Raw genomic sequence first — 26,178 nt, 5'->3', positions numbered from 1 at the left:
CGTTTTTTTAATAAGTTGTCCTTTGTAGATTAGGAGGAATTAGCTAAGAGTAAATTAAAATGAAAGAAGGTATCGTTCATGAAATATACCGGCCAGTTTAGTCTAGTAAGCATCGTTTTTATATTCTCGTTCTTTCAAATTTTCTACAATCTAACCCCACTCCCCCAACAGTTTATAGAGGGCTTGTTGTTATCGATCATTGCATGGATTATCGGTAGGGTCTATGATCAAATGCGTTTCAATGCCAACTACGATAACCTAACGCAAGTATTTAACCGAAGGTACGCCTTAAAGATTATGCAGAAAAAGAAAGTAAAATCAGTTCAAACAAACTCTCCTTTCGCTGTGGTCATAATCGATGTAATTAACTTTAAAGATTTAAATCACCGATTAGGTCATGAAACAGGAGATCATTGGTTAAAAGGGCTGTCTATGCTTTTATTGGACCACACCAGCAACTCCGATGTTGTGGCACGATGGGGTAGCGATGAATTTATCATTATCGCTTCAGGGTTTACCCAAAAAGATACAGAAGTTTTCATTGACAATTTGGAATCCGACATACTAGAACAAATTAATAAGGCCAAAATCCCTTTGGGCATTGGGATTGCTATTGGCAACGCCCAATATCCGGAAGAAGGCAACTCATTAGACGAGATTCTTCATGTTGCTGAACAGAGAATGTTTGACGTGAAAATCAGGACAAAAATTTCCACTGCACGCCAGTCATCTAATGGAATGTGAGTATAATAGAAATTTACCTTTCAACTATCTGTTACATTTAAGATTAATAATTTCTAATATGTTCGGCTGGTGAAGTAGTGCTGTCGTATGACCATTACTGAAGTTTAGCCTACAAACAGGCGGCTTTATTGTTGTTGAACTAACGGGTGCGTTAGTTCATTTAGAAAAAGTAAAAAAAAGTCGATTCCTTAACGTAGAGGAGATCGACTTTTTAGCGTATAAAATGGGCAGTATAGCATTGTTGATACTGTTCGTAAAAGTAGACTTTTGCGAACGGTTATTTTTTATCCAGAATCCTCTTGTTATAACGTTCGTTAAATATAGAAAACACTTAATGGACGCTCTTGATTTCTCATAAATTTTTACGAACTTTTGGATAAAGTAAGAGAAAAATAGAAGAAACTCATCAAAAAATAGTCTTTCTCTCTTAGAGAGAATTTCATTAGGTTTGAGGTGTTATATCTGATAATTCAGGTATTATATCTGATAATTCGGTACTAAAAATAGGTTCTTTATCCATTAGACTGAAGGAGTCGTAAAAAATAGTTTGAACCACCTTTCTCCAATCTTCTGGAATGCTAGCCCATTCATCGGTCCATGAGTTTTGAATATAGATATATGCCTTTGCAGGTTTTTCAGAAGAAGGTGATCCATATCCTAAAGCATCCTCAATGCATTCCTCTAACATAAACCTTTTATTTGGATATCCTATGGCATCTAAAATTGGATTGTTAAAAACTTCAGCACCAGGAGTTCCTTGATCACGATCATGCATTACATAAGGATTTATCCCAGTTGCCCTTAAATATTTTACTAAGGAGATAATTGATGATTTCCCTCTAGCTTTAATAATTTGCCAATTATGTGATATATCAACGCGTACAATTGATGGCATTCTAGATATTGTTTCTCTCAAAACTATATCTTCAGTATCTCCTTCAACAATTAGTACGTTTTTCGAAAAGAAAGCCCTTGAGATATAGTCATCCATTTTGAGTAACATTTTAACATAATCCTTTTCAACATCTTGTAACTTCTTAAATGCTAAAGAAGTATTAAAAGGATTACAGATAATTCTTTCAGTTTCAATAGTCTGTCCACCAAAGGAAATTGTATCTTTTTCAAGAATCAAATTATTTAGTGTTTGTGCAGGCTTTTGACTCAAATCTATCATGTAAGGTGAATGTGTTGTACAAACAATCTGGTTAAAGGGAAAACTCGCAAGGTCGTAAATTGTATTACGCATTTGATTAGCTGCATTTGGATGTAAATAAATTTCTGGCTCCTCAAATCCTATTAACAAAGGTCGAACATTTCCAGTTTCTATTTTTTTATTTTCCCGTATAGTTCTATACCTTAGCAGAGCAAAAACTGCAGATCTTATCACCCCAGTTCCTTGTAAGGCTACAGAAGTAAGTACGTTACTTTGCATGCTGATTTTAAAGTTAGGTTTTATATTTTTATCTGCTTCCCCCAATGTAGTTTCTGCTTTAATACCTATGTCAGGAAATATATTACCAAGAACTGAATTTAATTCACCCATCATGACGCCAAATTCACTATTTGAATCACTGGGATCCAGTTCATCTGCTAGTAAATTTAAATATGTTTGGGCTTGTTTGAAATTCTCTGAAGAATCTCTTACATCTTTAAAAAGCTCATTTAATGTATCGTATAATGCCCCAGAAGTGCCGGATAGCTCTGATGCTTTATCTTGAGCTGGAATAAGTAAAAACTTCGGTAATTTTTGTAATACAATACCTGGTATTCCACCAGGGTTTTCAAACCAAGACTCTTGAGTCTCATCTACTTCATAAAGATCTTCAATTTTACGAATGGATTCTAACTGTTTTAGAGTTAATTTTTTTTCTAAATTACCAAGATCAAGGCCGCCTTCCTCTTTAATTACTTCATGTGATAAACCGGCATTAATAAATTCATTAATAGTAGTGCAATCCTTAAATTTTTCAATCATTACTTTATTATATTCTTTCATTTGCACTGTATAATTAATATTGGGTTTGAATATTTTTTTATAAACTATTTTATACCCAGTTTCATTTGTCCCTTCAGTAGGGGTATATTTTAAAATCCTCCCTTTAAATCCTTTCCAATCAAGGGCATCTTTTGACACGTTTCTAAATTCAGCTGTTAAGACGATTTCGTCACAAATTCTTTCATTCGACTTACCATCTTCACTTAATTTATGGCAAAATTCTTCTTCAGGGATTTTCTTTGAATCATTTAATAATATATTGAGGGCATGTAGTATGGTACTTTTTCCTTTATTATTTTCACCTATTAAAAAGGTTGCATCTGAAAAGAAAATCGTAGTATTAAGATGCCTTCTAAACCCTTCTATTTTTAATGAGTATAAGTTCATTTACTAACCTCCTGTTTTTTCTTAGTATATCTACTAATTCAACAAAAGGTATTTTTTACCTTCTTGATTAAATATACTAGCGCCAACATTCCATAGGTTGCTGTACCATTTAAGGCGGGTTTTTAGTTCCATCGCATATTAAATCTATTACTAATTATTTATCAATAACAGGGGTTGCTTCAGCAGACTTTCTCTTATGGAACTAACGGGGTAGGTTAGCTCAATAAAAAAAGGACTTAAACTTTGAAAGGCGAAGTGAATCAATAAGAAAATACAGTCATAAGGAGAGATATATTGAAAAAAATTAGAGAAGCAACAGACAAGGATATGAAAGTAGTTTATATGATGGGCTATGAAGTTTGGGGAGACAGAATGCTTTCTCAAGAATATGTAACGATGTGTCAGGGTTCCAGTAAGTACAAAAAGGGGAAATGGTATGTTCTGGAGGAAACTGATACAAAAGAGTTATTAAGTTCCCTAATAGTATATGAACTAAATCTTTCAGAAGACTTACTTGTTAGAGGGATTGGGTCAATTGCTACTCCTTTACATTTAAGACAAAAAGGGTATGCTTCTATATTAATTGAAGAAGTGATAAACAAATTAGAGCAAAATATAGATTGTAATAATTTTTTCTTATATAGCGATATTGGGTCAGACTTTTATAGAAGATTTAATTTTATTGAAATACCTTCTTCTAAGCAAAAATATAAGGATAGTATTTGTATGTATTATTCAAAAGAAAATGATATTGACTCCATATCTTTTGATATTCCCGACTACTTTTAAAAGATATTCTTATGGAACTCCCATGAAAATTAAAAAAGCACAAAAAACCACAACAAAATAGACTCAGTAAAAACGCTTTTTAAAAAAGGCTGAGCCTTATGATCTGATTGAGTTTGGTAAATCGTTAAACAAAAACCTCCAATCATACTTAAATTAGGTAGAGGCTAGCGCGACGACCAAAAAAGGATTAATCTCCCATGAGTGCTACCCATAAAGGGCGCGACAGTCGGTGGTACACCGTGGTCGTCGGAGTCAGACTAACGGATGGGCTCAAAGGCACCATAGTTCAACGACCTTCTTCGCCAGCCATTAAAACATTATCGACATAGAGACCAATTTTCATTCTCTGTGGTGAAGCGCTGATTTTTGCGCTTCATGGATGGCTAACGGGTGCGTTAACTGAAGAACGGAGCTGCCTTTAAGGCAGCTTTTTATTATGGAACTAAAGGGGCAGGGTAGCTGAAGAAGGTTTTTGAAGAAAAATCAAGAAGTTTTATGTAAAAGAATGTGAAGGGATGGTACGTATTAAATGAATGATGTAATCGATTTGATTGACACAAGAAAACCTGGAGTTACGGATTTAGATATAAAATCAGCAGAAGAACAATTAGGAGTTGTTTTTCCCAAACAATACAAAGAACTTTTTAAACTATCTAACAATGCTCAGATTGATGAATGGACGCTGTTTCCTATTAAAGACTCCAAAAACTTAAAGAGAACCTGGGATGATATTGTAAGACAAAATCAAGATGTGAGAGATGAAGGCATGGCAGATGACCTAATATCTATTGGTGAAGATGGTACAGGGGACAAATTATGTTTTCGGATTGTTGATACCGTAATGGATGGTAAAATATATATTTGGTATCACGAAACCGAAGAATTAGAAGAATTAGCTTCTAACTTAAAAGAATTTATTGTATCGAATTCTGAATTTGAAGATGAGATTGATGAGGATGAATAATTAATAATCTAATCTTGATGAACTAACGGGTGCTTTAGTTGATTAAGGATCACAAAAATAATCAATCTTTTTTATAAAATAATCAAGAAGATTAAAAAAATATGTTGTTCGAAAAAGGGGAGGGTATAGATATTGCCTTCCCCTTTGTGTTTACAAATAAATTTGTATGACTGTATTGTTTATAATGTACTCGATTTTGTATCTCAAAACAGTTAGAGATTGAATTGTTGCGATTTTTGAGTGGATTAATAACTCTATGTACTCAAATGTCCCCAATGTACTTATCTTTGTTTCTTCGTACAGGTGAGGTCCCGAATTTACCTCATGGGAATATACATACATGGGGAACTCCCCCAAGTAGTTAGCCCACCCGTCCCCCTGTACAGTTTCTAGCTGTATGGGGTTTTTCATTTTATAATTAATTGGCATAGATTCCTTATTCGGAAATATAGATATAGTCAATAAAATAAAACAAACCATCAATACGCCCCTGTTTAAAGTTAGGCTGTAGCAGGGGCTTATTTCATTTGTCCTGGCCTTTTTCCCCCAGGTGAATAGATGGCTATAGGGAAGGTTGTGGTTTACTTCGTTGGATACAAGAGGGAACTTATGTAGAAATGGAGAGCTCACGGGTATCAAGGAATAAAATGTTGGAAGTTGCAAGATCAATGAAATAATTTAAAGAACTAAACCAGCCAATAGTTTGTCAACATTTTTCAATAAACACTTAAAATGTTTCATGTTATACTAAATTTGCGTATGCCAAATAACCTTCCAAGGTTCTCTGTTTGGAAAGTTTTGGACTGTTTAGTTATACTTTAAAACTAGGCTAGATCTTGGAAAGTTGATTTGCTTTTTAAAAGTGCATAAATCCAATGTAAGAATTTATTGGCACATGCTATCACAGCTACTTTAAAGGGCTTTCCTTCCTCACGTTTCTTATCATAAAACTCTCGTAATCTCTTGTTACGAGGAATGATTTCATCTGTCGTTTTCTTTTTGCGACAATCACGAATGGCACATTTTACAGCCATATACAAGGCGTGTCGTAGCCTACTAGAACCTCTTTTGGTAATCCGATTTAAAGTACCTTTGAATGTACCAGATTCAAAAACACTTGGATCGATTCCGGCAAATGCAACCAGTTTCTTAGGGTGATTAAACCGATCAATTTCCCCAATTTCAGAAATTATCGTGGCAGCGATTTTTTCACCGATGCCAGGGATCGATTGGATAATCTTACATTCTTCAATACCTTTTGCTAAAGCATCTATCTCATCTTCAAGCTTGGATAGATGCTTTTTGTATTCAAGAAGCATAGTAATATACATATCCAGGCTTAAGGTCAGACTATGATATAAGTTTTTCTGAAATGGATTTTGAGCTGCGGCGGCCATCAATTTTTCTGCCTGACTGTCTGCCCATTTTTGCGAACGACTTTTACATAATTCCTTTATTTTTTTGGCGACTGTCTCTTCACCAGTATCCAGGATTTTTTGTGATGTAGGAAATGTTTGTAAGGTTAGTAAAGAAACATATGAATGTAAGTCACCAAAAACCCCACGGTATTCAGGAAACACTTGATCCAGAATTGCTTGAAATTGTAATTTAGTTTGTACAAACAGGCCTGTAATATTTTCGTGTTGTCTTGTAAGGTTACGTAAGTTTAAGAGTTGGATTCCTCGCTGTTTATACGGCTCTAAGTCCTCTTTATAATACAGCTCGCAGAGATGACGAGCGTCAATAACATCTGTCTTTACCTTGCGTAAACTAGAACTCTTAGCTCGATACGATATGAGTGGATTTACGATAATCAATAAGTACCCTATATCCTCGAAAAACTGGACAACTGGTGTATGATAATGTCCAGTGGATTCTAATACAATGGGGGGCCGTCCCCCGGATACATTTTCTACTTCTCTAATAAAGTCTAGGAGAATAGCTAACCCTTCAAGAGTATGTGCTACTTTAAAGCTTTTTTTGTAAGGCTGCTTTTTATCCAAGAAAGCTTGAACCTGACTTTCCCCTTTTGCCACATCCAGACCAACAACTGGATTCATACATTATCTCCTCCTAATATAAAGTCACCGGTACCCCATTTCCTTCTTGTAGTATCATAGCTTCGCTTGTTATACGAGATCATAGTCCCAACCAGCCTCAATCATGTTTCTACAAGTAGGGGGCGAACTGTTTAGTTGACGGGATCAAATCCCACGGGTGCGGACGTTCTACCCCGGCTACGGTTATCATATATCGATATAAAAAATGGTCAACCAGAAATATTTTCTGGATGACCTTATATTACGAACGGGTGCGTTAGTTCTTTAAAAGATAAAAGGAGAGTACATATTATACATGGTTAATATGTGCTCTCCTTTATTTATTAAGGTTTTTATAATTTAGGTATAGATAACTAAAGTTTTACATTCAAAAAAATGAATGTGGGATGCAGAAATACTTTACATAATCACAATTATCGGCAAAAAAGAGGTCGGAATCACTTATCCCCACCTCTTTTTTTATACTCTACTCTTTGTTAAGCTACATTTTTTTCCTCTATTGTTCTGTTAGTAAATAGTTTTTCTTTAAGAGTAGGTTTAATCATACCATCTACCCCATATCTTCCTGCATTCATAGCAGAAACAAGGATAAACATAGATAATAGAACAAGTTGTGGATTGGTACTTGTCGTGCCACTAAACAGATAAGAGAAGTTCATAACTAGACCAAAAAAGACAGCTGTTTTAGTGAAACAACCCAGCAATAATCCTATCCCGACGAGGAATTCTCCCCAAGGTACTAACGTATTGAATATCTCTACATTAGGAATGGCTACATTTTCAAGGAATACAACCCACCATCCCTGAACAGCCGGATGCTCTCCAGTTGAATTTGCCAACGCACCCTGTAAGAAACCAGCAGCATCAAATTGTCCGCCTGTTAACTTCCCCCAGCCAGCCATAATCCACGTATATCCGAGATACACACGCAAAACAGCCAAAAGAATGGAGACATTTTTGTTATGCTTTAAAAGATCAATAAACATACTTTTCCTCCCAATAATTTAAAAACAATAACTAGGAAATATAATAACATAATTGAAAACGATTTTCATTATCAATTATGTAAATATTATATAAATAATCTCCTTTTAATACAATTTGAGATAATATAGCCAACTCTAAAGATACATAGAAAAAGATGAATAGATTGTGAAGGAATGTACTTAAACTATAGGGTGCGTTAGCTGAAGATCCGGGCTTTCTTTAAGGCGGCTTTTTCTTATAGAACTAAAGGGGCAGGTTTGTTGAAGTAGGTATTTGTAATGGAAAATTGAATAATTAGTTAAATATACAAAAAATGTAAAAGTTTTAGATTTGAGTTAATTAATATAAAGGAGGAATTAAATTGAGCGAACTTAAACTAATTAATACTTACAAAAACGAGCTTCAAAATTACTCTTTGGAACAGCTAAGATATAAGTCTGAAGAAACGGTTTGGTCTATTGGGCAAATGTATGACCATTTAATCCTTGTTGCCCATGAGTATCTAGATAATATGGATACATGTTTCACCTTAAATGATGAACAACCACTTGGGAAAACGGAGTTTGGTAAGCATTTATATAAGATTGGAGGGTTTCCACCAATTAAAATTAAATTACCGGACGAACTAAATACTCCACCTAATAATTCAGATAGCAAGGACGATCTTATCAGCAGAATGGATCAAGTAATTCTGCTGATAAGCCAATGGGAATCGAAAGTGGATAATATTAACCCTAATTATAAAGTCGAGCATGGAGGGTTCGGATGGCTGAATGCAAGGGAATGGTATGATTTGGTTGGTATGCATTTTCGTCATCACTTGCGCCAAAAAGATGAGTTAGAACAAAAGCTTGTTAAGTGACGGGTGTTTAAGTTGAGGATAGGATTGTTTTGGCGATCCTGTTTTCTTATTCAAGTAACGGGTGCGTTAGCTGAAGATCGGAGCTGTCTTTAATGCAGCTCTTTTCTTATGGAACTAAAGGGGCAGGATAGTTCATAAAGCGTAGTGTATTCGAAATATGAGGAACTTCAAAAGGAATTTTTTGAAACTTGTTGAATTTCTTTAGGTAAGGTTCAATGAAAGGTGGAAAACAATGAAGATAGCCAGTTCTCCTATCAATAGTAAAATAAACAATGTTTTTATCCATGTTAAAGATTTAAAGAAATCAGTTGAATGGTATTGCAATCTCCTTGGTATCCCTCAGAATAATGACTTTGTAGAATCACCTGTTTACAATATCCCTGTAACAAGTGAAACTGGATTAACCTTAGATGACCACACGTTTGATCCTAATTTTATATTTAAGCCATCCACTAATGTCTTATTTAATTTCTACACGAAAGATATAGACGAAGCTTACCAATTTATCAAGAGTCATAATATAGCCATTGTTAAAGAAATAGAGCGTATTGGAGATTTTGCTTATTTTAACTTTCAAGACCCAGATGGTAATGTACTTATGATTTGTAATGGTTAATGTTCTTAGGGAGTAGCTGGCTCACTACTCCCTTTACTTGAGTTTTTTCGTACTTCCTTTTAAGTTCACAGTTTGTGTCAACTCTACAATAATCCTTAATGAACTAACGGGTGCGTTAGCTGAAGATCAGAGCTGTCTTTAAGGCAGCTTTTTTTATGGAACCAACGGGGTAGGATAGTTCAACAAGGGTGTGTTTATTTTTATCTTTTTAAGAGAGATAATATTATGTTTTTGGAGGGAATTATGAGGGAAATTACTTTGTCTAATGGAAAAACAGTTGAAGTCGAATGTTTAAGTTGTGCTCTAACAAGAGGGGAAATAGAGCCGGATGGTGGTGTAATAAATGAAGATACTACCCACCATTTTCATACTTGGATGGTCCCTCGATATGAATGGATGTACGATTTTGGACGTTCGGTAGAATCTGTTAGACCAGTTTTGCTCCATGCAAGAAACAAATTGAACAATGATGAAAATGTAAAAAGTGTAATTGATGGAATTAAGGCTTTAAAAAAAGAACTATACACTTAATCCTTCCTTGTCCCACTAACAGTTGCTTTACTTCGATAAGAGAGTTGCTTTGGCAGCTCTTTTTCTTATGGCACTAACGGGGCAGATTAGTTGTATAAAACATGTGTTTATCTATAATTGGTAATATATTCATAATTGTAGAGGGGTTGATAACTTGATAGAAGGAATATTTGAAGCACATTTGCCAGTAAAAAATTTAGATGTTTCATTGGAGTTTTATAAAAGGCTGGGTTTGGAACTTGCATGGCGTGATGAAGAAACTGCTTTTTTTTGGATTGAAAAAGGAAAAAGTTGGTTAGGTTTGTGGGAGGGAAATGAGTATCAAACACCATACCATCCTTCCTTACGACATATTGCTTTTCGAGTTTCATATGAAAATTTAAAAGAATCTTTAAAATGGTTAGATTCTATTCAAGTTAAAGTCGTCCCATTTGGTAGTAGAAAATCTATTGAGCCATTTATTCGACCAGCTCAAGAAAATGCTTCCGTTTACTTTGAAGACCCTGATGGTAACAGTTTGGAAATGATGTGTTCTGTTGAAGTTCCTAATGCTTTAAAACATATTACTGATAAGCTGTCCTTTGAAGATTGGGAGGAATTGGCTAAAAGTAAATTTAAAAAAGAGAAGGCATAATTATTTAATTTTCTTAATGAACTAATGGGTGCGTTAGCTGAAGATCGGAGCTGTCTTTAAAGGCAGCTCTTTCCTTATGGAACTAAAGGGGCAGGATAGTGGAAGATGTAACTATAAATATAAAACATTAACCATAAGAGATTCTTATGTATTTTTATAAATAATTTAAAATTTTATTTACGTTGGAAGTTTAGTATCCTTGTATTAAAGGGTAATTTTGGTAAAATATTGAATTCATTGGGGGGTGCTAAAATGATTAAAGGATTACATCACGTTCAGATAACTATTCCAAAGGAGACTGAAGAAAAGGCTAAAAATTTCTATTGTGGTATTTTAGGTTTACCAGAAATCGAAAAACCCGAATCCCTTAAAGGACGAGGAGGATTTTGGTTAAAAGTCGGTGATAAAGATGTACATATAGGGACAGAAGATGATTTTGATAGATTGAAAACTAAAGCACATATTGCTTACGAAGTAGAAGACATCTCATATTGGAAAAATAGATTAACAAAAGAGAATATACAAATACTTAATGGTGTTCCAATTCCAAATTTTGAACGATTTGAATTTAGAGATCCATTTGGTAATAGGGTAGAAATGATTCAAAATTTGAACTTATAAGTTCTTTTTTGAAACATAGAGTACATAGAGGCCTTAATGAACTAACGGGGCAGTTTAGTTGAAGAAGGATAAAATGATAAATAGGTAAAATGGGATAATATGGAGTATTAATGTATAATTGGATTGAAATTAGAAAGGGTGGAGATGTTTGAAAAAATCTTCTTTGTTCAACTTCTTAGCAGGACTTATCATCATTGGAGTACAGGTTTTTCATATCGTGAATGGGGCAGATCCTTTATTCCCTGTTATAATAATAGGTTTATTTGTAGTTTCGTTTATTATGGAACGAAAGGGTGTTACCTCCTTTTTCTGGGTAGGACTAACCATCTTATTGTTGTTGTTCTCCTTATGGACTATGCTTCCGCGATTATTATTTGGGCCTTAAAACAAAGTAAGACCCTGTTGTTTGTGAAGAATTGTACTTAAACTAACGGGTGCTTTAGCTTAAGATCAAAGCTGTCTTTAAGGCAGCTTCTTCTTATGGAACTATCGGGGCAGGTTAGTGGAAGAAGGAAATAGAAAATAGAAGTAGAATTTATTTAAAGGAATAAAATTGTTACTCCGAGTCAGAATAGTTAAACAATGATTGATTAATTGGGAGTTAGAAGATGAAAAATAAAAAAAGAAATAGAGACGGCTTTTTTAAAGATACCCTATTTGAGTTTATATTTGAAGTGGTTTGGAACATCTTAATGTTTATACCAAGAATGATAATTCGCTTAATAGGGAACATTTGGTGAAGTAGTTAGTCAAAATAGAGCTAACGAGGGCGAATGCAAATAAGAGCTGTCGTTTTTTACAAACAAGAAGCATTCCTGTAATAAGTTTGTGAGCCTTTGCACTTAAACTAACAGGTGCTTTACTTCAATAAGAAAGGTTGCTGAGGCAACCTTTTTCTTATGGCACTAACGGGGCAGGATAGTTGAAGAGTGCTGTTTGATCTTTATTCAACAATTGGGCCAGATTGTTGAATAGGCTTTTATTTTAGAAACTTAATTAATAGATGATGTATTTTTATGTAAAAAAATATTCATAGAGAGCTAATGAGTATATAATGAATAAAATGGTAAAATAGGGAGTATATTTATGGATAATGAAGAGAGAGGTACAGTAACAAAATACCCATCAGGGGAACTTATGTTAGCAGTAATTCAAAAAGAATATGACTATGAAGCTGCAAGAAAAACAGCATTAGAAACTAGATCGGGTATTTTAATTACCTTAGGTGCAGCCATTTTAACTTTTGCTGTGTCAAATATAAAAATAATAGAATTAAAAAATGCAATTGAAAGCGTCGGTGTTTTATTTTACTATTTCTCTTATTTTATTCTTTTGGTTTTATCTATAGGGGGAATTGTTTACTCTCTTTATCATCTTTTAAGGGTCTTGTTCATAGATGAATATAAAAGACTAGATATTGAAGATTTTAATAGAGAAAATGGTGCATATTCAGTTGATATTTTTGCAATGGCAATAACTGAAAAATACAACGAAGTTATTACACATAACCATGCCAAGAATAACGATAAGGTAAAGTTCTACAAGAAAGGCATTTACCCCCTTGTTATTTCTTTGTTTGCTACTATCTTTTTATATGGGTTAACTGTAAATATGTAGGGAGGTGATTAAATGTCAGAAAAATCACTGGGCGACTTAATGAAAGATTTAGATGGTGGTGGGTCGAAATCATCGTCAAACGACTATCCAAAGTTAAAAACGAAGTCTGTTAATGAAGATCAAGGCTTTCCTGAATTAAGGAGTAAACTTGAACATAGTGAAAGACACACTCAAAAAGAAGATGCCGAGTAAGTATTTGGCTTCTTTTTTTGAGTAAAGTATATTTTGAAGTAAAAGGTGAATCATGAGTATCTAGTAGCTTACTTGATTATGTGCCACAAGAAATAATACTTATTCAACACTCGGGCGCAATTCCGCAGCAAGAATTGTACTCTTTCTTTATGTTAAGGGCCATCTTTTTTATTTTAGGGAGTGATAATTTGCATTCAACTAGAGCTATTGATTCCAGTTTTTTTAAGGTTCATGATAAATTTAAAATTTATGAAGGTAATTTTAAGTTATTAAGCGAAAGTCAGGTAGTCCAATTATACGGCATTATTGAATTTTACTTTTATCCAAAACCAACCATTAGATTTCAAGGTGAAACTGAAAAAGTAAATTTCGATATACTTATGGATGAGAAAGATATTATTTTAGAAGTTCCTGGGATGTTACCAACTAAGGCAAGCTTAGATTTAGTACAAAATAATCATGTAGCTAAAGGTATAGTGTTATATCAATTAAAAGATGATAAAGATTTTTATATGGACAGTTATTACTTGCATGTAAATAATTTCGTTAAGTATCTGGGAGACAACATCACTAGAGGTGATTTTCACTATCGAGGTGGAATTACTATAGAATATGAAGACTGGAAATTAAATTTGCAACGACGTCATGATTACAAAGATAAGAGAATCTTTTCAAACTTAAAGGATAGAAACGGACACAATATTACCCACATTATAAAAATAGAAAAAAAAGATGGGAGTAAGTTTAAGAAATCAGAGGTTTCTGAAATAGAAGAGATATTTGTATGGATTTTTACTCTTTGTGCAGGTAGACACATAGGTATTCCAATAAAGATCGGGGAAGACCAAGAGGGGGAGCAATATAGGGAATTTTCAGTGCCTTTAATGAGCCCCTTTCGTGAAGTGCCTAACTGGTTTCCTAAACATAAAGGCACTGTTATTGAAAGTCTATTCCATAATTTTGCTTCAAAGTTTAATGATGAGTTTATAAAGAGAATTATACAAGAAACTATACATTGGTATGTTGAAACATTAAATGCAACATTTATAGAAAATAAGACCATCAATTCCCAGATCGCTTTAGAAAAACTATCTTTTGTTTTACTAACTCAACAAACCCCTCAAATCATTAGTAAAACAAAGTTCGATAAAAATAATTTTCAAACAAATCTAGAAACAATATTAGATGAACTCTCTATAAAAACTGTTCTCAGTGGTGAGCTCAAGAAATACAGTGATGGGTTTGATTCTGGTCCCCATTTATTAGTAAAATACAGAAATCATATAGCTCACCCAAAACGTAACACAAGTATAGATAGTTACTCTTCACTTGATAAGTTCTTAATAAACCAGTTGGGAGTGTATTATACTGAAATGCTTCTTTTGTATTTAATTGGATATGAGGGTGAATTCACTAATCGGCTTAATTTTCCTTCGTGGGAAGGGATATATGATACTCTGCCATGGAAATAGTATCAGTCTATCGGAAGAAGGTTATTTTTTTAGTATTTATTTATCTTTAAACCAAGGCTTCAACAAACTGGGGCTTAAACGGAAGATTATATCTCGAATTCAAGTCTTCAAGAATAGGGCGCTTTTCTTTAATAAGAGGGCGTCTTTTTGTAAAGCCTCAACAAATTTAAGAGGTTAGATCTTGTTAGGGTAAAGAAAAGATTGTGAAGATTTCTACTTAAACTATAGGGTGCGTTAGTTCATTAAGAAGTATGGAAAATGATCAAACAATTTTATAAAAGAATCATTCAACTGAATATATTAAGAGCGTGTTTTGATCAATCTCAAAACACGCTCTTTCTTTTCGTTTACCAAGATTTTTAAATATCAATTTGATCAAACTTTATTTTAAATACAATCAAAAAATGGGTAAGTTAGGTATAACCGAACTTGCCAAGGAGAAACATGTCCTTTTCCACCCATCGGGTGACCCGACCCCGAGTATGGAAGACATTGAAGTCACAAAGCGATTGGCGGAAGCAGGGAAAATTATTGGAATTGAAGTGTTAGACCATTTGATTGTTTCCCATACGGGTAAGTATGTTAGCTTAAAAGAAAAGGGGTATTTATAATAAGAAAAAAGACGAGCAAGAGGGGGATGGTTCTCCCTTTTGTTCTCTAGGGACTGAGTCCCTTTTGGAAAGCACTGAAGGAAACAACCAATAAAAGGAGGCACACCGGCTGGATCGTCAGCTGGTGCGTTCACGGATGGAGAAAAAAACATCCGTTTTTTCTCGATTTAGAGCAGGCATCGAGCCTGCTTGCCGGTTGCTGATGCATCCTCTAAAACTTACAGTAGCCTCTTCAGGTAGAAGGAACAATTTACTGAGCAAATATTCTACGCTCGTAATACAAGTTTTCAGAATGTTACTCCTTCGCTTTCTTCTTACTTTATCTTTACTTTTACAATTTTTCCTCCAGCCTTTTTACCCGCCTGTTCCATTAGTTTCGCAAACTGTTTCTTTATCTCCGTATCCTTTTTGTTCTTTTTCATCATATATATCCCTCGCAATTTAATATTCTTGCTAAATAGTATTGCCATGGTAAAGGAAGCTCATACATTCCCCGGTTCTAAAGTGACCCCTTCCCCACTATATTGTTAGTAAAGTGGAAAACTGGCAAAGTGACCCTGAGGTATGTTTCCATTTTTACAGAATGAGAGGGGAGAGGAGGGAAGGGATGTCATCATTGAACCCTTTTTTCGAGGAAATGAAGCAAAAGGATCCAAAACCAAAAGCTATTCAAAAAACATCTTCCGAAAGTCCTTCGCACAGAATAACGTCGGTGAGAAAAGTCAGGAAAGACAAGCAGCATGACATTAAGTTCCCTGTCGATTATGTCATGAAGGTCAAGCTCCGGACGCTGTGCAAAACGTTAAATCTGATATATAAGCAAAAGACGGGAAAATCCTTGACCCAAACGGCCTGCAATACCTTATTGCTAAGGTTCGGTTTGACTAGATGGAAGGATGTGAATTTTGCAATGGAATATACGGACACGAAGGAATATATGCATACCTATTTGCTGGAAACGGAATACGGCGAAAGGGGAGGATTGCATGAAGTCGCCATCTTGAAGGACCTATCCGATCGGAGGGTTGCCTTTTGCATGATCCATCATACCGTTGCCTGGCTAGAAAGAGGGGGTTCCATTGAAGAAATCCTATAGTCAATTCAACCTTTTATCGAACAAGCTGTTTTACGGGACCAAGGAAAAAAAGAGTTTTTTTGATTACTTCTTGCCAAAATATCGATATCTGCAAATCGAGGTACCCTATTATGAATTTTTAAGGGGGGAGGTATTCGTCGAGGACTTGAAGGATTTGTTTGAAGAGGCTCCGCAAAACCTAAGCTTGTATCACCTTATTGCCCTCTTATACTTCGATTTTCTGGAACAAGTGAAAAAAGGGGCCAAATATGAACAGCTCTGTCCGTTTTTGATTTCTTCCAAGAAAAAATTCCTGGAACGGCCGATGATCGAAAAAAGGGTATTGAAGCAGGTGACGACCAACCTTTTCTCTTTCGAGCAAAGGGAAGAGGAAATCGAGGTGACCTCAGAAGAAAAACGAGCAGAGATCACCCTTCGAATCAAGGAGTCGGAGATTTACCGGGGTGAGGTATTCCTGCATGACATTTCCCCATACTTGATGGATGAAGAGTTGAAGGTCGAGGATTTACTGGTTATTTTGTTCATGGACTTTCTGAAAAGGATTAAAGAAAAGGGAAACTCAACCCAAGCCATGAAGGCCATTTTATTGAACTTTGAGGATTACTTTTGATAAGCGGTCAAAAAAATCAGGCATAGAGAAAGGATAGTTACAACTATCCTTTTAAAAATGATCTTTTGCAATGAGGTTCAAGGGTGATGAAATCCTGCGATTAAGCGAGTACTTCTGAATTCATTTATAAGCACATCTTTCGGTTTTCACGTAGTGAATAGGGTGCAATTGAATTTGAACATCGAAGGGATATAAGTTTTGATGGGGATATTTTTGAATCATTACAAGAGCGGACTCTAAACGGGTTTGCTCTTTTTGTGTGATTGAAATAATGTTGTCCGCGGTCTGTACGGGATGTCTTTTTGCTAGTTAGCGATGTGCTACATCCAGGTGAGGCGTATAAAATTTGGAGGCAAGAGTAAGCTAACATACGTATATAGGCCGCCGCGGGAGGTGAATAAGTATGAGTAATGATGCAAGAGGTTCTAAAAAAAATAAACCAAATGATGCAAACCATGTGAATGCTGAGACGAAAGCCAAGCAAAGACGAATTTCAGAAAAGAATAACCAAGAGAATAATGACAAGAAAGAATAATGGGAAGGTTTAGTAGGGACTGATCTTTTTTGATTCCACTATAAACTTCTTCTCATATAACAAATAAAGAATATAGAAAAAATTTTTAAAAGAGAACTGATATATCGACATCAGTTCTCTTTATTGATTTATCACTCGAAAAAGAAGGTCATATTCAAGACCATACACCTCGATAGAATATATAATGTTAAAAGTGATCTCTATAAATATAAGATAGTTTCCTTTTGTCCTAGAGTAACTGCCTAATTGAAACCATCTTTTACATAAGCTCTATATTTATGAGGAAGAGAGTTTGGCAAATTATTAATCTTTGCGTAAAATTTGTATTTTACGAATAAAATGATATGGGAGTTAGGAGATATTGTTGACCGATTAGGTACTCTTGTAAACAAAGGGAATTAAGTTAAGTTAGTAGAAGAGGGTGAATAGCCTTCTTTTTTATGTGAAAGTTATTTATTAGACTTTTATTGCATATAATTACTAGAATGGGAAAGATATGATAAAATAGAGGGACAACTGAGGATAGAGTGGGAGGTCACAGTTTCACCTTTGCCATCTAATGATAGATGGGAAGGGAGGTGACCGCATGATACATTTCCTATTGAACATTGTAACAGATATTGGTAAAGACATTATAGTTGCTGTAGCAACCAGTCTCATCCTATCTGCGTTCAGTAAGAAAAAGAAAAAGAACCACTCCGCCCTCCAAGATGGAAATGGTTCTTCTTCTGATTCTTCTGATTAAGTAGTTGTGACCAACCACTCTTGCTAGTTGTCACCCTCATGTTACCAGCATGGGGGTGTTTTTAGTTTATGTTAATATAAGGATAACATACCCCAATTTTAAAGTAAATATTCAGACACTGTAAAGGAGAGCTCCGGAAGCATTGATTTCGGCAATCAACGATCCCGCTGATTACTTCACCACTTTCCATACGAACCAGCGGATTCTAATATGTCTGATTTATCGCTGAAATCCATGGCTTTAACTTTCTTATTACTGATTTCCCACGTTTGATAAACCTCTGGCGTATTCATACCAGGCTTCGTCTCAGGATAAACCATCATTCTAATCTTGAATACATCTCCATATGGGTCATTCGGAAACGGTTCTTTTACTTCCAACAATCCACTAACTTTCAGATAATGAAGGAAATCTATCATTTCCGCCCGCGTATCTACCCCTCTTTTCATTTCAATATAAACCTCTAATGTATCATCAGCAATTTGTGTCGAATCGAGTTCTCTGATAGGACCACCAAATAGAATCTCTTCGTTTTCATCCCCATATTCATAAGCGGTGAAATGCCTATCATGACCAAAATAATTATCAAAAGCTTCTTCGAAGGATTCTGCTTTCTTCAGCTTCTCAACATCTACGAACGTAAACGTCGGTTTTACTTCTTCCATGATTTCAGTTTCTTCTTTTTTCGGTTCCTCTGATTCCGCCTCACCTGTACGCTCTGATTGTCCTTGACAAGCTGACAACAAGACGACGGACATACACGCAATACCTAACATCTTCTTCATTTAAATCCCCCTAGACTAGTCGACCCGCTGATTAATTTTTTTTTGGTAGCTGAATAACCTTTTTAGCAAGTTCGTACTCTTTCCATTTATCTGAAGTTCTCTTTTGCATAGCTTCTTGTTGCTTCCAGTATTCAGTCTTAAAGTAAATTTCACTAAGATACTTATATAGAGCATTTTTTTCTAAGGTATTAGAAGCCCACTCTGTATCCATTTCTTCATCGCAAGTATGAGCGATTAACTGAAAATCAGTTAAATAACTTGCTAAAACCTTTGCCGATATTTTAAAAGCAATTTCAAGCATTTCTTCTTTCTTATCCGTCATCTCACCTAATACACCTCTTTAAATTAATGCTACTATAACTAGTAATTTTATTAGTCTTAATCTTTATATGAATATTATTTTGACCTGGTTTTAGGTCCGAAAAATGGTAAAAAGGGAGCCGCCAGGCTCCCCTTTGTCATATTGAACTTAATGTTTTACAACTTTGGTAGTTGCCTTAGAACTAGTATTTCCTGCCTTATCTTTTGCAGTTATTGAAAGTGTAGTTCCTTTTTTCTGTGCTTTAATCTTGACTGAATAGTTGCCCTTAGAACTTGCTTTAGCTGAACCGAGTGATTTACTTCCTGCCTTCACAGTTACAGTTGAATTAGCTTCTGCTTTACCCGTGACAACTTTATCATTGTCATCTACTTTATTTACTGTTGGCTTATTTGGTGCATAGCTTTAATCACTGAGTCGTGCATCTATTTCATCTTTTTTAGTTATTATGTAAACTAAATATAATAGTTTTATAAAACAAACTGTATGAAAAATCCCACCCTTTTATAGTCAGTTTTTACAATTGATATATCTTATAGAAGGAATTAGCATTTATCTTATGAATACCTAATTATCAAGGAGGGGGAGGATAATATGAATAATGCAAAACTAACAAAGGAAAGAAAAGATATGAAAATCCGTGATGTTTGGGAAGCAAGAAAACGAATCGCTTCAATTGTAAGTAGAACTCCATTGATTCAATCTACTATACTATCAGAAAAAACTGGCCGTCCTGTTTTTTTAAAGCTTGAAAATGTTCATGAGGTGGGAGCATTTAAAGTAAGGGGAGCTGCCAATAAGATACTCAGCTTGAGTGAAGAAGCAAAGAAACGTGGGGTTGCAACGTTTTCAACTGGAAACCATGGTATGGCTGTAGCATATGTAGCAAAAAAAATAGGGATTGATGCTGTTGTATGCATTTCAAATCGAGTACCAAAAGCAAAAGTTGATTCATTAAAAAGACTGGGAGCTCAAATTGAGATAGTTGGTGATAGCCAAGATGCCGCAGGAGAGCGTTGCTATGAGCTGGAAAGAGGGAAAGGATTAACGGTGATTCAACCATTTGATGATCCTCACGTCATAGCTGGACAAGGAACAATTGGCTTGGAATTGTTAGAGGATCTTCCTAATCTAACAGATGTAATTGTTCCCCTTTCAGGTGGTGGGCTTCTCTCCGGAATTGGCTTGGCATTAAAGTCATGTGATGATGATATAAGAGTAACTGGTGTTTCAATGGAACAATCAGCAGTCATGTATGAAAGTTTGAAAGCTGGTAAACCAGTAAAACTAGAGGAAAGCGAGACACTCGCTGATAGTTTATTAGGTGGAATTGGCCTTGATAATCAATACACGTTTGAAATGGTCCGGCAATATATAGATGATGTGGTACTCATACCTGAAAATGAGATTGCATTTAGTATGGCTTTGATGATGGATAAACACCGAATCATTATGGAGGGCGCGGCAGCAACGGGAATTGCGGCTGTTTTAGGAAACAAAATTCCTCAGCAAGATGGTGATATCGCCGTTATTATAAGTGGACAAAACGTTGATCTTTCGATACTGCTTAAGTTAATCCAAAATTATACCTTTGAAAATAAAGGGTGAGCTTATCTCCTATAGTAGTGACATCAGTCTTGATAATGTGAAAATTAAAAACGATTTTTTAGGATTGAGGGAAGGGCCAAGAAGCATAAAATGTCATCCAAACATTAGTGCCATTGAACTTCCTATTTACAGGAAATCGGATACATGAAGAATTTAATTAAAGCATAAACAATAGTGATTAAAGGCAGTAGCAATAACAGGGACTTAGTAATCCATTGTAAAAGCAGCGATGAATGTGAGAAAGGGGATACATGCAATTAAGTCCTAACAGCCGTGTAAATATGTACAATCAACTAGCGATGACCTTCTAACTGAGATCCATAATACAAACCCTAACCCCGAACATTTACTACAGACGAAGCAAAAGATACAAGCTGTATTTAAGAAAAAACCACACCAATTCAATCATGTGATAAAAATGGGAGAGAACAAACTTCAAGACGCAATCCCTATCCGTCTTGGCCAAGAATTTGAAACACATAGACTCTGTAGTAGAACGTAATTTCAAAATATTACCTCAATAAAAAGCGGAGTACAGTAGACGGTATCCTGATAATATGGTTTCCTATAAATAGTAGTTTTTTATCTTTTTTAATCTTTAGATGGTCAGAGGGGGACAACATGAGATTAACTATAAAGGATGTTTTAAATTACGAGATTATGAAAAAGGCTAGAATAATAACTGGAAAAAATTTTGAAAACGAACGATATATTCAATGGATTTCTGTGATAGAGATGCCAGTGGAAAATTTTGTTCGTAAAAATGAGGTTGTATTAACGACTGCTATTGGATGTAACAACGATGTTGAAACATTAAAAACGTTTGTACAAGATGTTATAGACTCTGAAGCATCAGCACTGTTAATCGCAACGGGAAGGCATATATTCGATATTCCAAAAGAAGTAATTGATTTAGCAGAGAAGCATAATTTTATGATTATAGAACTCCCATGGGAACTCCGTTTTTCCAGGATTATTGAAAAGGTTATGAAAGAGATTAACGATATTCATTACAAAGAACGGGAAAAATCAGAGAAGGTACAGCAAGAGCTGTTGAAGTTAATTCTTAAAGAAACAGACCTTAACCATATTACAAAATTCATCCAAAGACTTATTGGCTGTTCGATCATCATTACCGACCGATCAGGATCAATTCAAGAAATAAGTAGCCATACTCAAAGCTTTATTAAAGAGTGGAAGAATTATGTGTTACAGGGGATTCTTCCTTTAAGAAAAGAAACATACATAGAAACGCATGATCCTATGTTTCAGAAGTTTCAAATGGTTGAAATAAAAGATCAGACGATACTACAGCTCCCGGTACTGCAGGTTTTAGGGGATGCTCAAGGCTATATATTTGTGTTATTACCTCGTAAGACATCTGTAGACTCCTATTTAACCCAATATCGCGTGAACGTGTTAGAGCATTCAGCTACAACAATCGCTCTTTGGCTTTCAAGAAAAAATGCCGTTGAGGATACGAAAATGCGTCTTCGCAGTGATTTTGTACAAGAGCTTGCCAAAGGTGAATTTGTTTCAAGTGATCAGGCTAGTTCAAGAGCCAAATTACTCGGATACAATATAAAGCTGCCTTACGTTTCCATTGTAGGGTACCCTGAAAACCTAGAGGTGCTTTTTCGGAAGCGAAAACAAGATGATGATTCATTTGAGCATTGGCTTGAAAATATGATTCGCTATATTGAAGAAGAAATTTATTACGCAGCACAATCTCTTAAAAGAGAAGTAATGATGACATACCAAGGGGAACAGCTCCTTATTTTTCTTGAAATTCCTAGCAAAACTGAAAATGAAAATGCTACAAATTTCTTAGACCTAGTAGAACGCCGTTTAGGAAATTTACTTCCAGAAGTTATCATATCTTGGGGAATAGGAAACTACAGTGAAGATTTTAATGGATTTGCAGAAAGCTATCAACATGCAAACGTTGCTTTAAATATTGGAAGACGTAAAAAGGGAACAGGGAATCGTATGATGTACGAGAAAACACGCGTTGACCGTGTGCTCTTAAATCTTGCTCAGAATAACGAAATGAAAGAAGTCATAATGTCAACGATTGAACCACTTGTTCAATATGACAATCAGCGTAATATGGATTTAATTGAGACCTTTAGTGTATATAATCAGTTTCAAGGTAATGTAAGCCAAACGGCAAGGTCATTGAATTTACATAGACAGTCCTTGTTGTACCGCCTAAGAAAGATTGAATCATTGACAGGACTTTCTCTTATAGATCCAGAGGATTTATTTTTATTGGATTTAAGTATTAAGACTTGGAAATTGGGTGTAACTGAAAAAATAACACAACAAAGATAAATTCGGAGATAGAAACATACGGTAAGTAAAGGTCCTAATGTATAAAACGCGGTATGGTGAAATGCTAAAAGGTGGCGCAATCAATGCTGAACAGGCAAAAATTGCTGAAGAATCAAGTATGGTAGCTGTATTGCACTAGAACGTGTACCGGCTGATGAAGAATAACATCTTGATAAACGTAAATACGTTGTACCATTTGTAGGTGGTGCCGAAATCTTGTTATGCCCTACTTCATTTTGCCGCTGGTGTAGTACAACACCAGCTGTTGTTGCATTGATGATGGAGCTTGAATCTGGATCCTCAAATTTTGAAATTCGGAAAATAACAAAAGCTATCCTTGAAGCGACGACCCTTACAAAGATTATGAACTTATTGCCCGTTTTTCAAAAGGGGCTTTTTACAATCCGATGAAGGTTATAGAGATATCTACTTAGATAATTCAAAGTATATTCAGGAGTACGACCGGTAGTCTATCATTCTTGCGGATCGGAAAAATTTAGACCATCATGAAAGTCTAGTTACAAAGATTTTCATGACGGTCTATTTTGTTTTTCTAGGTGAAGTAGTATTGGGACGAATAACCTAGTTTCTTGAATAATCGTCTTTTTTGAACTTCGTAGCTAGAATGCATTCCTTATAAATAGAAAGTCTTATTGAAAGGATAAAATGTATAGGTTTTTGGTCAGCTTTTTCGATTTTATTAAACTTTATAATTTGACTACAAACTTGTTTGAATTTTCATACATTTTTGCGGATGATAGAATTTTCGTTCTACCATTATAATGAACCCATAGAGTTAAAAAAATTAAAAACTTAGTTGAACGAGGAGGGAATGTTCCCATGTCATTTGGAACAGCAGAGTATAAAGAGAGAATTCGTAAAACAAAAGAGAGAATGGCATCAAAAGGGATTGAAGTATTACTTATTACAGATCCGGCAAATATGAACTATTTATCCGGTTATGACGGTTGGTCCTTCTATGTACATCAAATGTTAGTGATTATTAGTGACGAAGATCAACCGATTTGGATTGGAAGGGGGCAAGATGCAAACGGGGCCAAAGTAACAACATGGCTTTACCACGAAAACATCATTCCGTACCCAGACGATTATGTACAATCCGATACAAAGCACCCAATGGACTTTGTAGCCGATATTGTAAAACAAATTGGCCAAGATAAACGTTCCATAGGTGTTGAGATGGAAAACTATTATTTCACCGCAAAATGCTATGAACAGCTAAAGAAGGGACTACCAAATGCCTCGTTTCAAGATGCAACGCTTTTAGTAAACTGGGTTCGTAATGTGAAATCAAATCTAGAGATTGAGTACATGAAGCGTGCTGCGATAATTGTTGAAAAAGCAATGATGGATGGAATTGGACTAATCAATAAAGGTGTTCGTGAATGCGATGTCGCTGCGAAAATTTTCCATTCCCAAATCACTGGAACAGAAGAATTCGGTGGTGATTATCCAGCAATTATGCCACTGCTTCCATCAGGAGAGAAAACATCAACTCCACACTTAACGTGGACAGATGAACGCTATAAACAAGGAGATACAGTAATTCTAGAATTGGCTGGTTGCTACAAGCGCTATCACTCACCACTCGCAAGAACAGTTAATATCGGTCAACCTTCCGAAAAAATAAAAGTGCTTTCAGAAGTGGTTGTCGAGGGATTGAACACGTGTCTTGACATGATTAAGCCAGGCATTGCATGTGAAGAAATTGAAGAAACCTGGAGAAAATCAATCAAGAAAAGCGGGATCATAAAAGAGTCACGACTTGGATACGCAATGGGACTTAACTATCCTCCTGATTGGGGTGAGCATACAGCTAGTATCCGTAAAGGAGATAAAACGATTCTTCAGCCGAATATGACATTCCATCTCATTCCAGGGATTTGGTTAGATCAGTATGGATTTGAAGCGAGTGAATCATTTCGTGTAACAGAAACTGGCTGTGAAACATTTGCATCACTTCCAAGACATTTGTTCATCAAAGATGGAGTCCTTACAAAAAACTAGACACCATTAAAGGAGTTGAATCGGCACCATGCTTATATATACTGAGCAGGAGCTTAAACAATATGTGCCATTAAATCTTGAAGCAATCAGCATCGTAGAAGAAGGATTTTCTAAACTAGCCAAAAAAGAAGTGGAAATGCCACCGATTATGCGTATTGATGTTCACGATCAAAATGGCGAAGTAGATGTAAAAACAGCATATGTCAAGGGCAAAGACATGTTTGCGATAAAGGTTTCTTCGGGATTCTTTAATAACTATAAGCTAGGTCTTCCTAGTGGGAATGGGCTAATGATGTTGATTAGTACACAAACTGGTATTCCACAGTCGCTTCTTTTAGATAATGGCTATTTAACTGAGGTTAGAACTGCTGCAGCGGGAGCGATTGCTGCCAAGTACCTTTCACGGGAAAATATTGCAACAGTTGGCGTAATTGGCGCTGGAAGTCAAGCAAGATTCCAGGTTAGGGCTTTAAAATTGATACGCGATTTTAAGAAAATACTAGTGTATGCTCGTTCGACTGATCGTGCAAAAAAGTATGCAGAAGATATGGCAGCAGAAATAGGCATTGAAGTCCAAGTGATGGACAATGCTGAACAAGTTGTTCGGAACAGTGATTTGATTATAACCACAACCCCATCAAAAGAGCCGATTATCAAAGCCGAATGGCTGCATCCAGGCCTTCATATTACAGCAATGGGATCTGATGCTGAACATAAGCAAGAGTTAGAAGCTGAAGTGCTGGCACGAGCGGATAAGCTTGTGTGTGATACGAAAGCACAATGTTCCAGACTTGGAGAATTGCATCACGCGCTTGATAGTGGTGTGTTAACAAAAGAATTATCCATTATTGAACTTGGTCAATTAACATTGAAAGAGTTGAGAGGCCGTGAAAATGACGGAGAAATTACCGTTTGTGATTTAACGGGAACAGGAGTTCAAGATACAGCGATTGCACTTTTTGCTTATAACGAAATGGCGAAACGGAATTTAGGAATAAAGGTTGAAAATAAAACGTTATCATTAAAAAATTAATG

At 35.4% G+C, this 26,178-nt stretch carries 25 protein-coding genes and 2 pseudogenes; 21 read left to right on the top strand and 6 right to left on the bottom strand.

Annotation, left to right across the window (positions count from 1 at the left end; translation table 11 throughout):
• The first annotated feature begins 78 nt into the window (after positions 1-78).
• Positions 79-744, top strand: a complete 666-nt coding sequence (locus AC2YHV_RS21370; RefSeq protein WP_487374081.1) for a GGDEF domain-containing protein — start codon at positions 79-81, stop codon at positions 742-744.
• A 442-nt stretch (positions 745-1,186) separates the two neighbouring features.
• Here AC2YHV_RS21370 and AC2YHV_RS21365 read toward each other — a convergent pair whose 3' ends face one another.
• The gene (locus AC2YHV_RS21365) at positions 1,187-3,127 is read right to left on the bottom strand and encodes an AAA family ATPase (protein WP_487374080.1); all 1,941 of its coding nucleotides are present in this window, start codon (positions 3,125-3,127) and stop codon (positions 1,187-1,189) included.
• Positions 3,128-3,421: 294 nt separating this feature from the next.
• Between AC2YHV_RS21365 and AC2YHV_RS21360 the strand changes: the two genes are divergently transcribed.
• Both AC2YHV_RS21360 and AC2YHV_RS21355 read left to right on the top strand, forming a co-directional pair.
• Positions 3,422-3,916, top strand: coding sequence for a GNAT family N-acetyltransferase (locus AC2YHV_RS21360; RefSeq protein ID WP_487374079.1), 495 nt, complete (start codon positions 3,422-3,424; stop codon positions 3,914-3,916).
• 529 nt (positions 3,917-4,445) lie between these two features.
• Entirely contained in the window at positions 4,446-4,880 is a 435-nt protein-coding gene (locus tag AC2YHV_RS21355) for an SMI1/KNR4 family protein (protein WP_487374078.1), read from the top strand.
• 824 nt (positions 4,881-5,704) lie between these two features.
• On the opposite strand, the gene AC2YHV_RS21350 is transcribed toward AC2YHV_RS21355, so the two are convergent.
• Together AC2YHV_RS21350 and AC2YHV_RS21345 are read right to left on the bottom strand one after the other, a co-directional pair.
• Complete coding sequence (locus AC2YHV_RS21350) at positions 5,705-6,940, bottom strand: IS110 family RNA-guided transposase (protein WP_487374077.1); 1,236 nt, start codon at positions 6,938-6,940, stop codon at positions 5,705-5,707.
• Positions 6,941-7,416: 476 nt separating this feature from the next.
• Positions 7,417-7,926: a DoxX family protein gene (locus tag AC2YHV_RS21345; RefSeq protein WP_487374076.1), complete on the bottom strand. Its 510-nt coding sequence runs from the start codon at positions 7,924-7,926 to the stop codon at positions 7,417-7,419.
• A gap of 362 nt (positions 7,927-8,288) precedes the next feature.
• Here AC2YHV_RS21345 and AC2YHV_RS21340 point away from each other — a divergent pair, with 362 nt between their 5' ends.
• The 13 genes and pseudogenes from AC2YHV_RS21340 to AC2YHV_RS21280 all read left to right on the top strand — a co-directional run bounded on the left by AC2YHV_RS21340 (position 8,289) and on the right by AC2YHV_RS21280 (position 18,069).
• Positions 8,289-8,789, top strand: a complete 501-nt coding sequence (locus tag AC2YHV_RS21340; RefSeq protein WP_487374075.1) for a DinB family protein — start codon at positions 8,289-8,291, stop codon at positions 8,787-8,789.
• Positions 8,790-9,021: 232 nt separating this feature from the next.
• A complete protein-coding gene (locus AC2YHV_RS21335; RefSeq protein ID WP_487374074.1) occupies positions 9,022-9,405 on the top strand; it encodes a VOC family protein in 384 nt (127 codons plus the stop codon).
• Positions 9,406-9,648: 243 nt separating this feature from the next.
• Positions 9,649-9,936 carry a hypothetical protein gene (locus AC2YHV_RS21330; protein WP_487374073.1) on the top strand — a complete coding sequence of 96 codons (288 nt, stop codon included), beginning with the start codon at positions 9,649-9,651 and terminating at the stop codon, positions 9,934-9,936.
• 154 nt (positions 9,937-10,090) lie between these two features.
• Positions 10,091-10,570 (top strand): VOC family protein, encoded by a 480-nt coding sequence (locus tag AC2YHV_RS21325; RefSeq protein WP_487374072.1) that lies wholly within the window; start codon positions 10,091-10,093, stop codon positions 10,568-10,570.
• A 252-nt stretch (positions 10,571-10,822) separates the two neighbouring features.
• Positions 10,823-11,191, top strand: a complete 369-nt coding sequence (locus AC2YHV_RS21320; RefSeq protein ID WP_487374071.1) for a VOC family protein — start codon at positions 10,823-10,825, stop codon at positions 11,189-11,191.
• A 1,086-nt stretch (positions 11,192-12,277) separates the two neighbouring features.
• Positions 12,278-12,808, top strand: a complete 531-nt coding sequence (locus tag AC2YHV_RS21315; RefSeq protein WP_487374070.1) for a hypothetical protein — start codon at positions 12,278-12,280, stop codon at positions 12,806-12,808.
• Between the two features lie 12 nt (positions 12,809-12,820).
• Positions 12,821-13,000 carry a hypothetical protein gene (locus AC2YHV_RS21310; RefSeq protein ID WP_487374069.1) on the top strand — a complete coding sequence of 60 codons (180 nt, stop codon included), beginning with the start codon at positions 12,821-12,823 and terminating at the stop codon, positions 12,998-13,000.
• A 188-nt stretch (positions 13,001-13,188) separates the two neighbouring features.
• Positions 13,189-14,472 carry a YopA family protein gene (locus AC2YHV_RS21305; protein WP_487374068.1) on the top strand — a complete coding sequence of 428 codons (1,284 nt, stop codon included), beginning with the start codon at positions 13,189-13,191 and terminating at the stop codon, positions 14,470-14,472.
• Between the two features lie 455 nt (positions 14,473-14,927).
• Positions 14,928-15,083: pseudogene (locus AC2YHV_RS21300) on the top strand (JAB domain-containing protein); the annotation flags it as partial.
• A 607-nt stretch (positions 15,084-15,690) separates the two neighbouring features.
• On the top strand, positions 15,691-16,179 hold the full coding sequence (locus AC2YHV_RS21295) for a hypothetical protein (protein ID WP_487374067.1): 489 nt from the start codon (positions 15,691-15,693) through the stop codon (positions 16,177-16,179).
• Positions 16,163-16,789: a hypothetical protein gene (locus AC2YHV_RS21290; RefSeq protein ID WP_487374066.1), complete on the top strand. Its 627-nt coding sequence runs from the start codon at positions 16,163-16,165 to the stop codon at positions 16,787-16,789. Before AC2YHV_RS21295 ends, AC2YHV_RS21290 begins: the two co-directional genes overlap by 17 nt.
• A 403-nt stretch (positions 16,790-17,192) precedes the next feature.
• Positions 17,193-17,324: a hypothetical protein gene (locus tag AC2YHV_RS21285; protein ID WP_305162693.1), complete on the top strand. Its 132-nt coding sequence runs from the start codon at positions 17,193-17,195 to the stop codon at positions 17,322-17,324.
• 586 nt (positions 17,325-17,910) lie between these two features.
• On the top strand, positions 17,911-18,069 hold the full coding sequence (locus tag AC2YHV_RS21280; protein WP_262870805.1) for a hypothetical protein: 159 nt from the start codon (positions 17,911-17,913) through the stop codon (positions 18,067-18,069).
• A 176-nt stretch (positions 18,070-18,245) separates the two neighbouring features.
• Here the strand turns inward: AC2YHV_RS21280 and AC2YHV_RS21275 are convergent, their stop codons facing one another.
• From AC2YHV_RS21275 to AC2YHV_RS21265, 3 genes and pseudogenes are all read right to left on the bottom strand, one after another.
• A complete protein-coding gene (locus AC2YHV_RS21275; RefSeq protein ID WP_487374065.1) occupies positions 18,246-18,854 on the bottom strand; it encodes a hypothetical protein in 609 nt (202 codons plus the stop codon).
• A gap of 31 nt (positions 18,855-18,885) precedes the next feature.
• Positions 18,886-19,176: a hypothetical protein gene (locus AC2YHV_RS21270; RefSeq protein WP_487374064.1), complete on the bottom strand. Its 291-nt coding sequence runs from the start codon at positions 19,174-19,176 to the stop codon at positions 18,886-18,888.
• 147 nt (positions 19,177-19,323) lie between these two features.
• Positions 19,324-19,560, bottom strand: a pseudogene (locus AC2YHV_RS21265) (Ig-like domain-containing protein); the annotation flags it as partial.
• Positions 19,561-19,767: 207 nt separating this feature from the next.
• On the opposite strand from AC2YHV_RS21265, the gene eutB reads away from it, so the two are divergent.
• From eutB to AC2YHV_RS21240, 5 genes are all read left to right on the top strand, one after another.
• Positions 19,768-20,781 (top strand): hydroxyectoine utilization dehydratase EutB, encoded by a 1,014-nt coding sequence (eutB, locus tag AC2YHV_RS21260; RefSeq protein WP_487374063.1) that lies wholly within the window; start codon positions 19,768-19,770, stop codon positions 20,779-20,781.
• A 316-nt stretch (positions 20,782-21,097) separates the two neighbouring features.
• Positions 21,098-21,283, top strand: coding sequence for a lyase family protein (locus AC2YHV_RS21255; RefSeq protein ID WP_487374110.1), 186 nt, complete (start codon positions 21,098-21,100; stop codon positions 21,281-21,283).
• Between the two features lie 119 nt (positions 21,284-21,402).
• Positions 21,403-23,115: a PucR family transcriptional regulator gene (locus AC2YHV_RS21250; RefSeq protein WP_487374062.1), complete on the top strand. Its 1,713-nt coding sequence runs from the start codon at positions 21,403-21,405 to the stop codon at positions 23,113-23,115.
• A gap of 840 nt (positions 23,116-23,955) precedes the next feature.
• Positions 23,956-25,143 (top strand): M24 family metallopeptidase, encoded by a 1,188-nt coding sequence (locus AC2YHV_RS21245; RefSeq protein ID WP_487374061.1) that lies wholly within the window; start codon positions 23,956-23,958, stop codon positions 25,141-25,143.
• 28 nt (positions 25,144-25,171) lie between these two features.
• Entirely contained in the window at positions 25,172-26,176 is a 1,005-nt protein-coding gene (locus AC2YHV_RS21240) for a cyclodeaminase (protein WP_487374060.1), read from the top strand.
• The last annotated feature ends 2 nt before the right edge of the window (positions 26,177-26,178 follow it).

The sequence above is a fragment of the Peribacillus sp. SRI_006 genome (assembly GCF_057586375.1).
Note: the sequence above shows the minus strand (reverse complement) of the source record. Positions and strands in the feature narration are given on the sequence as shown.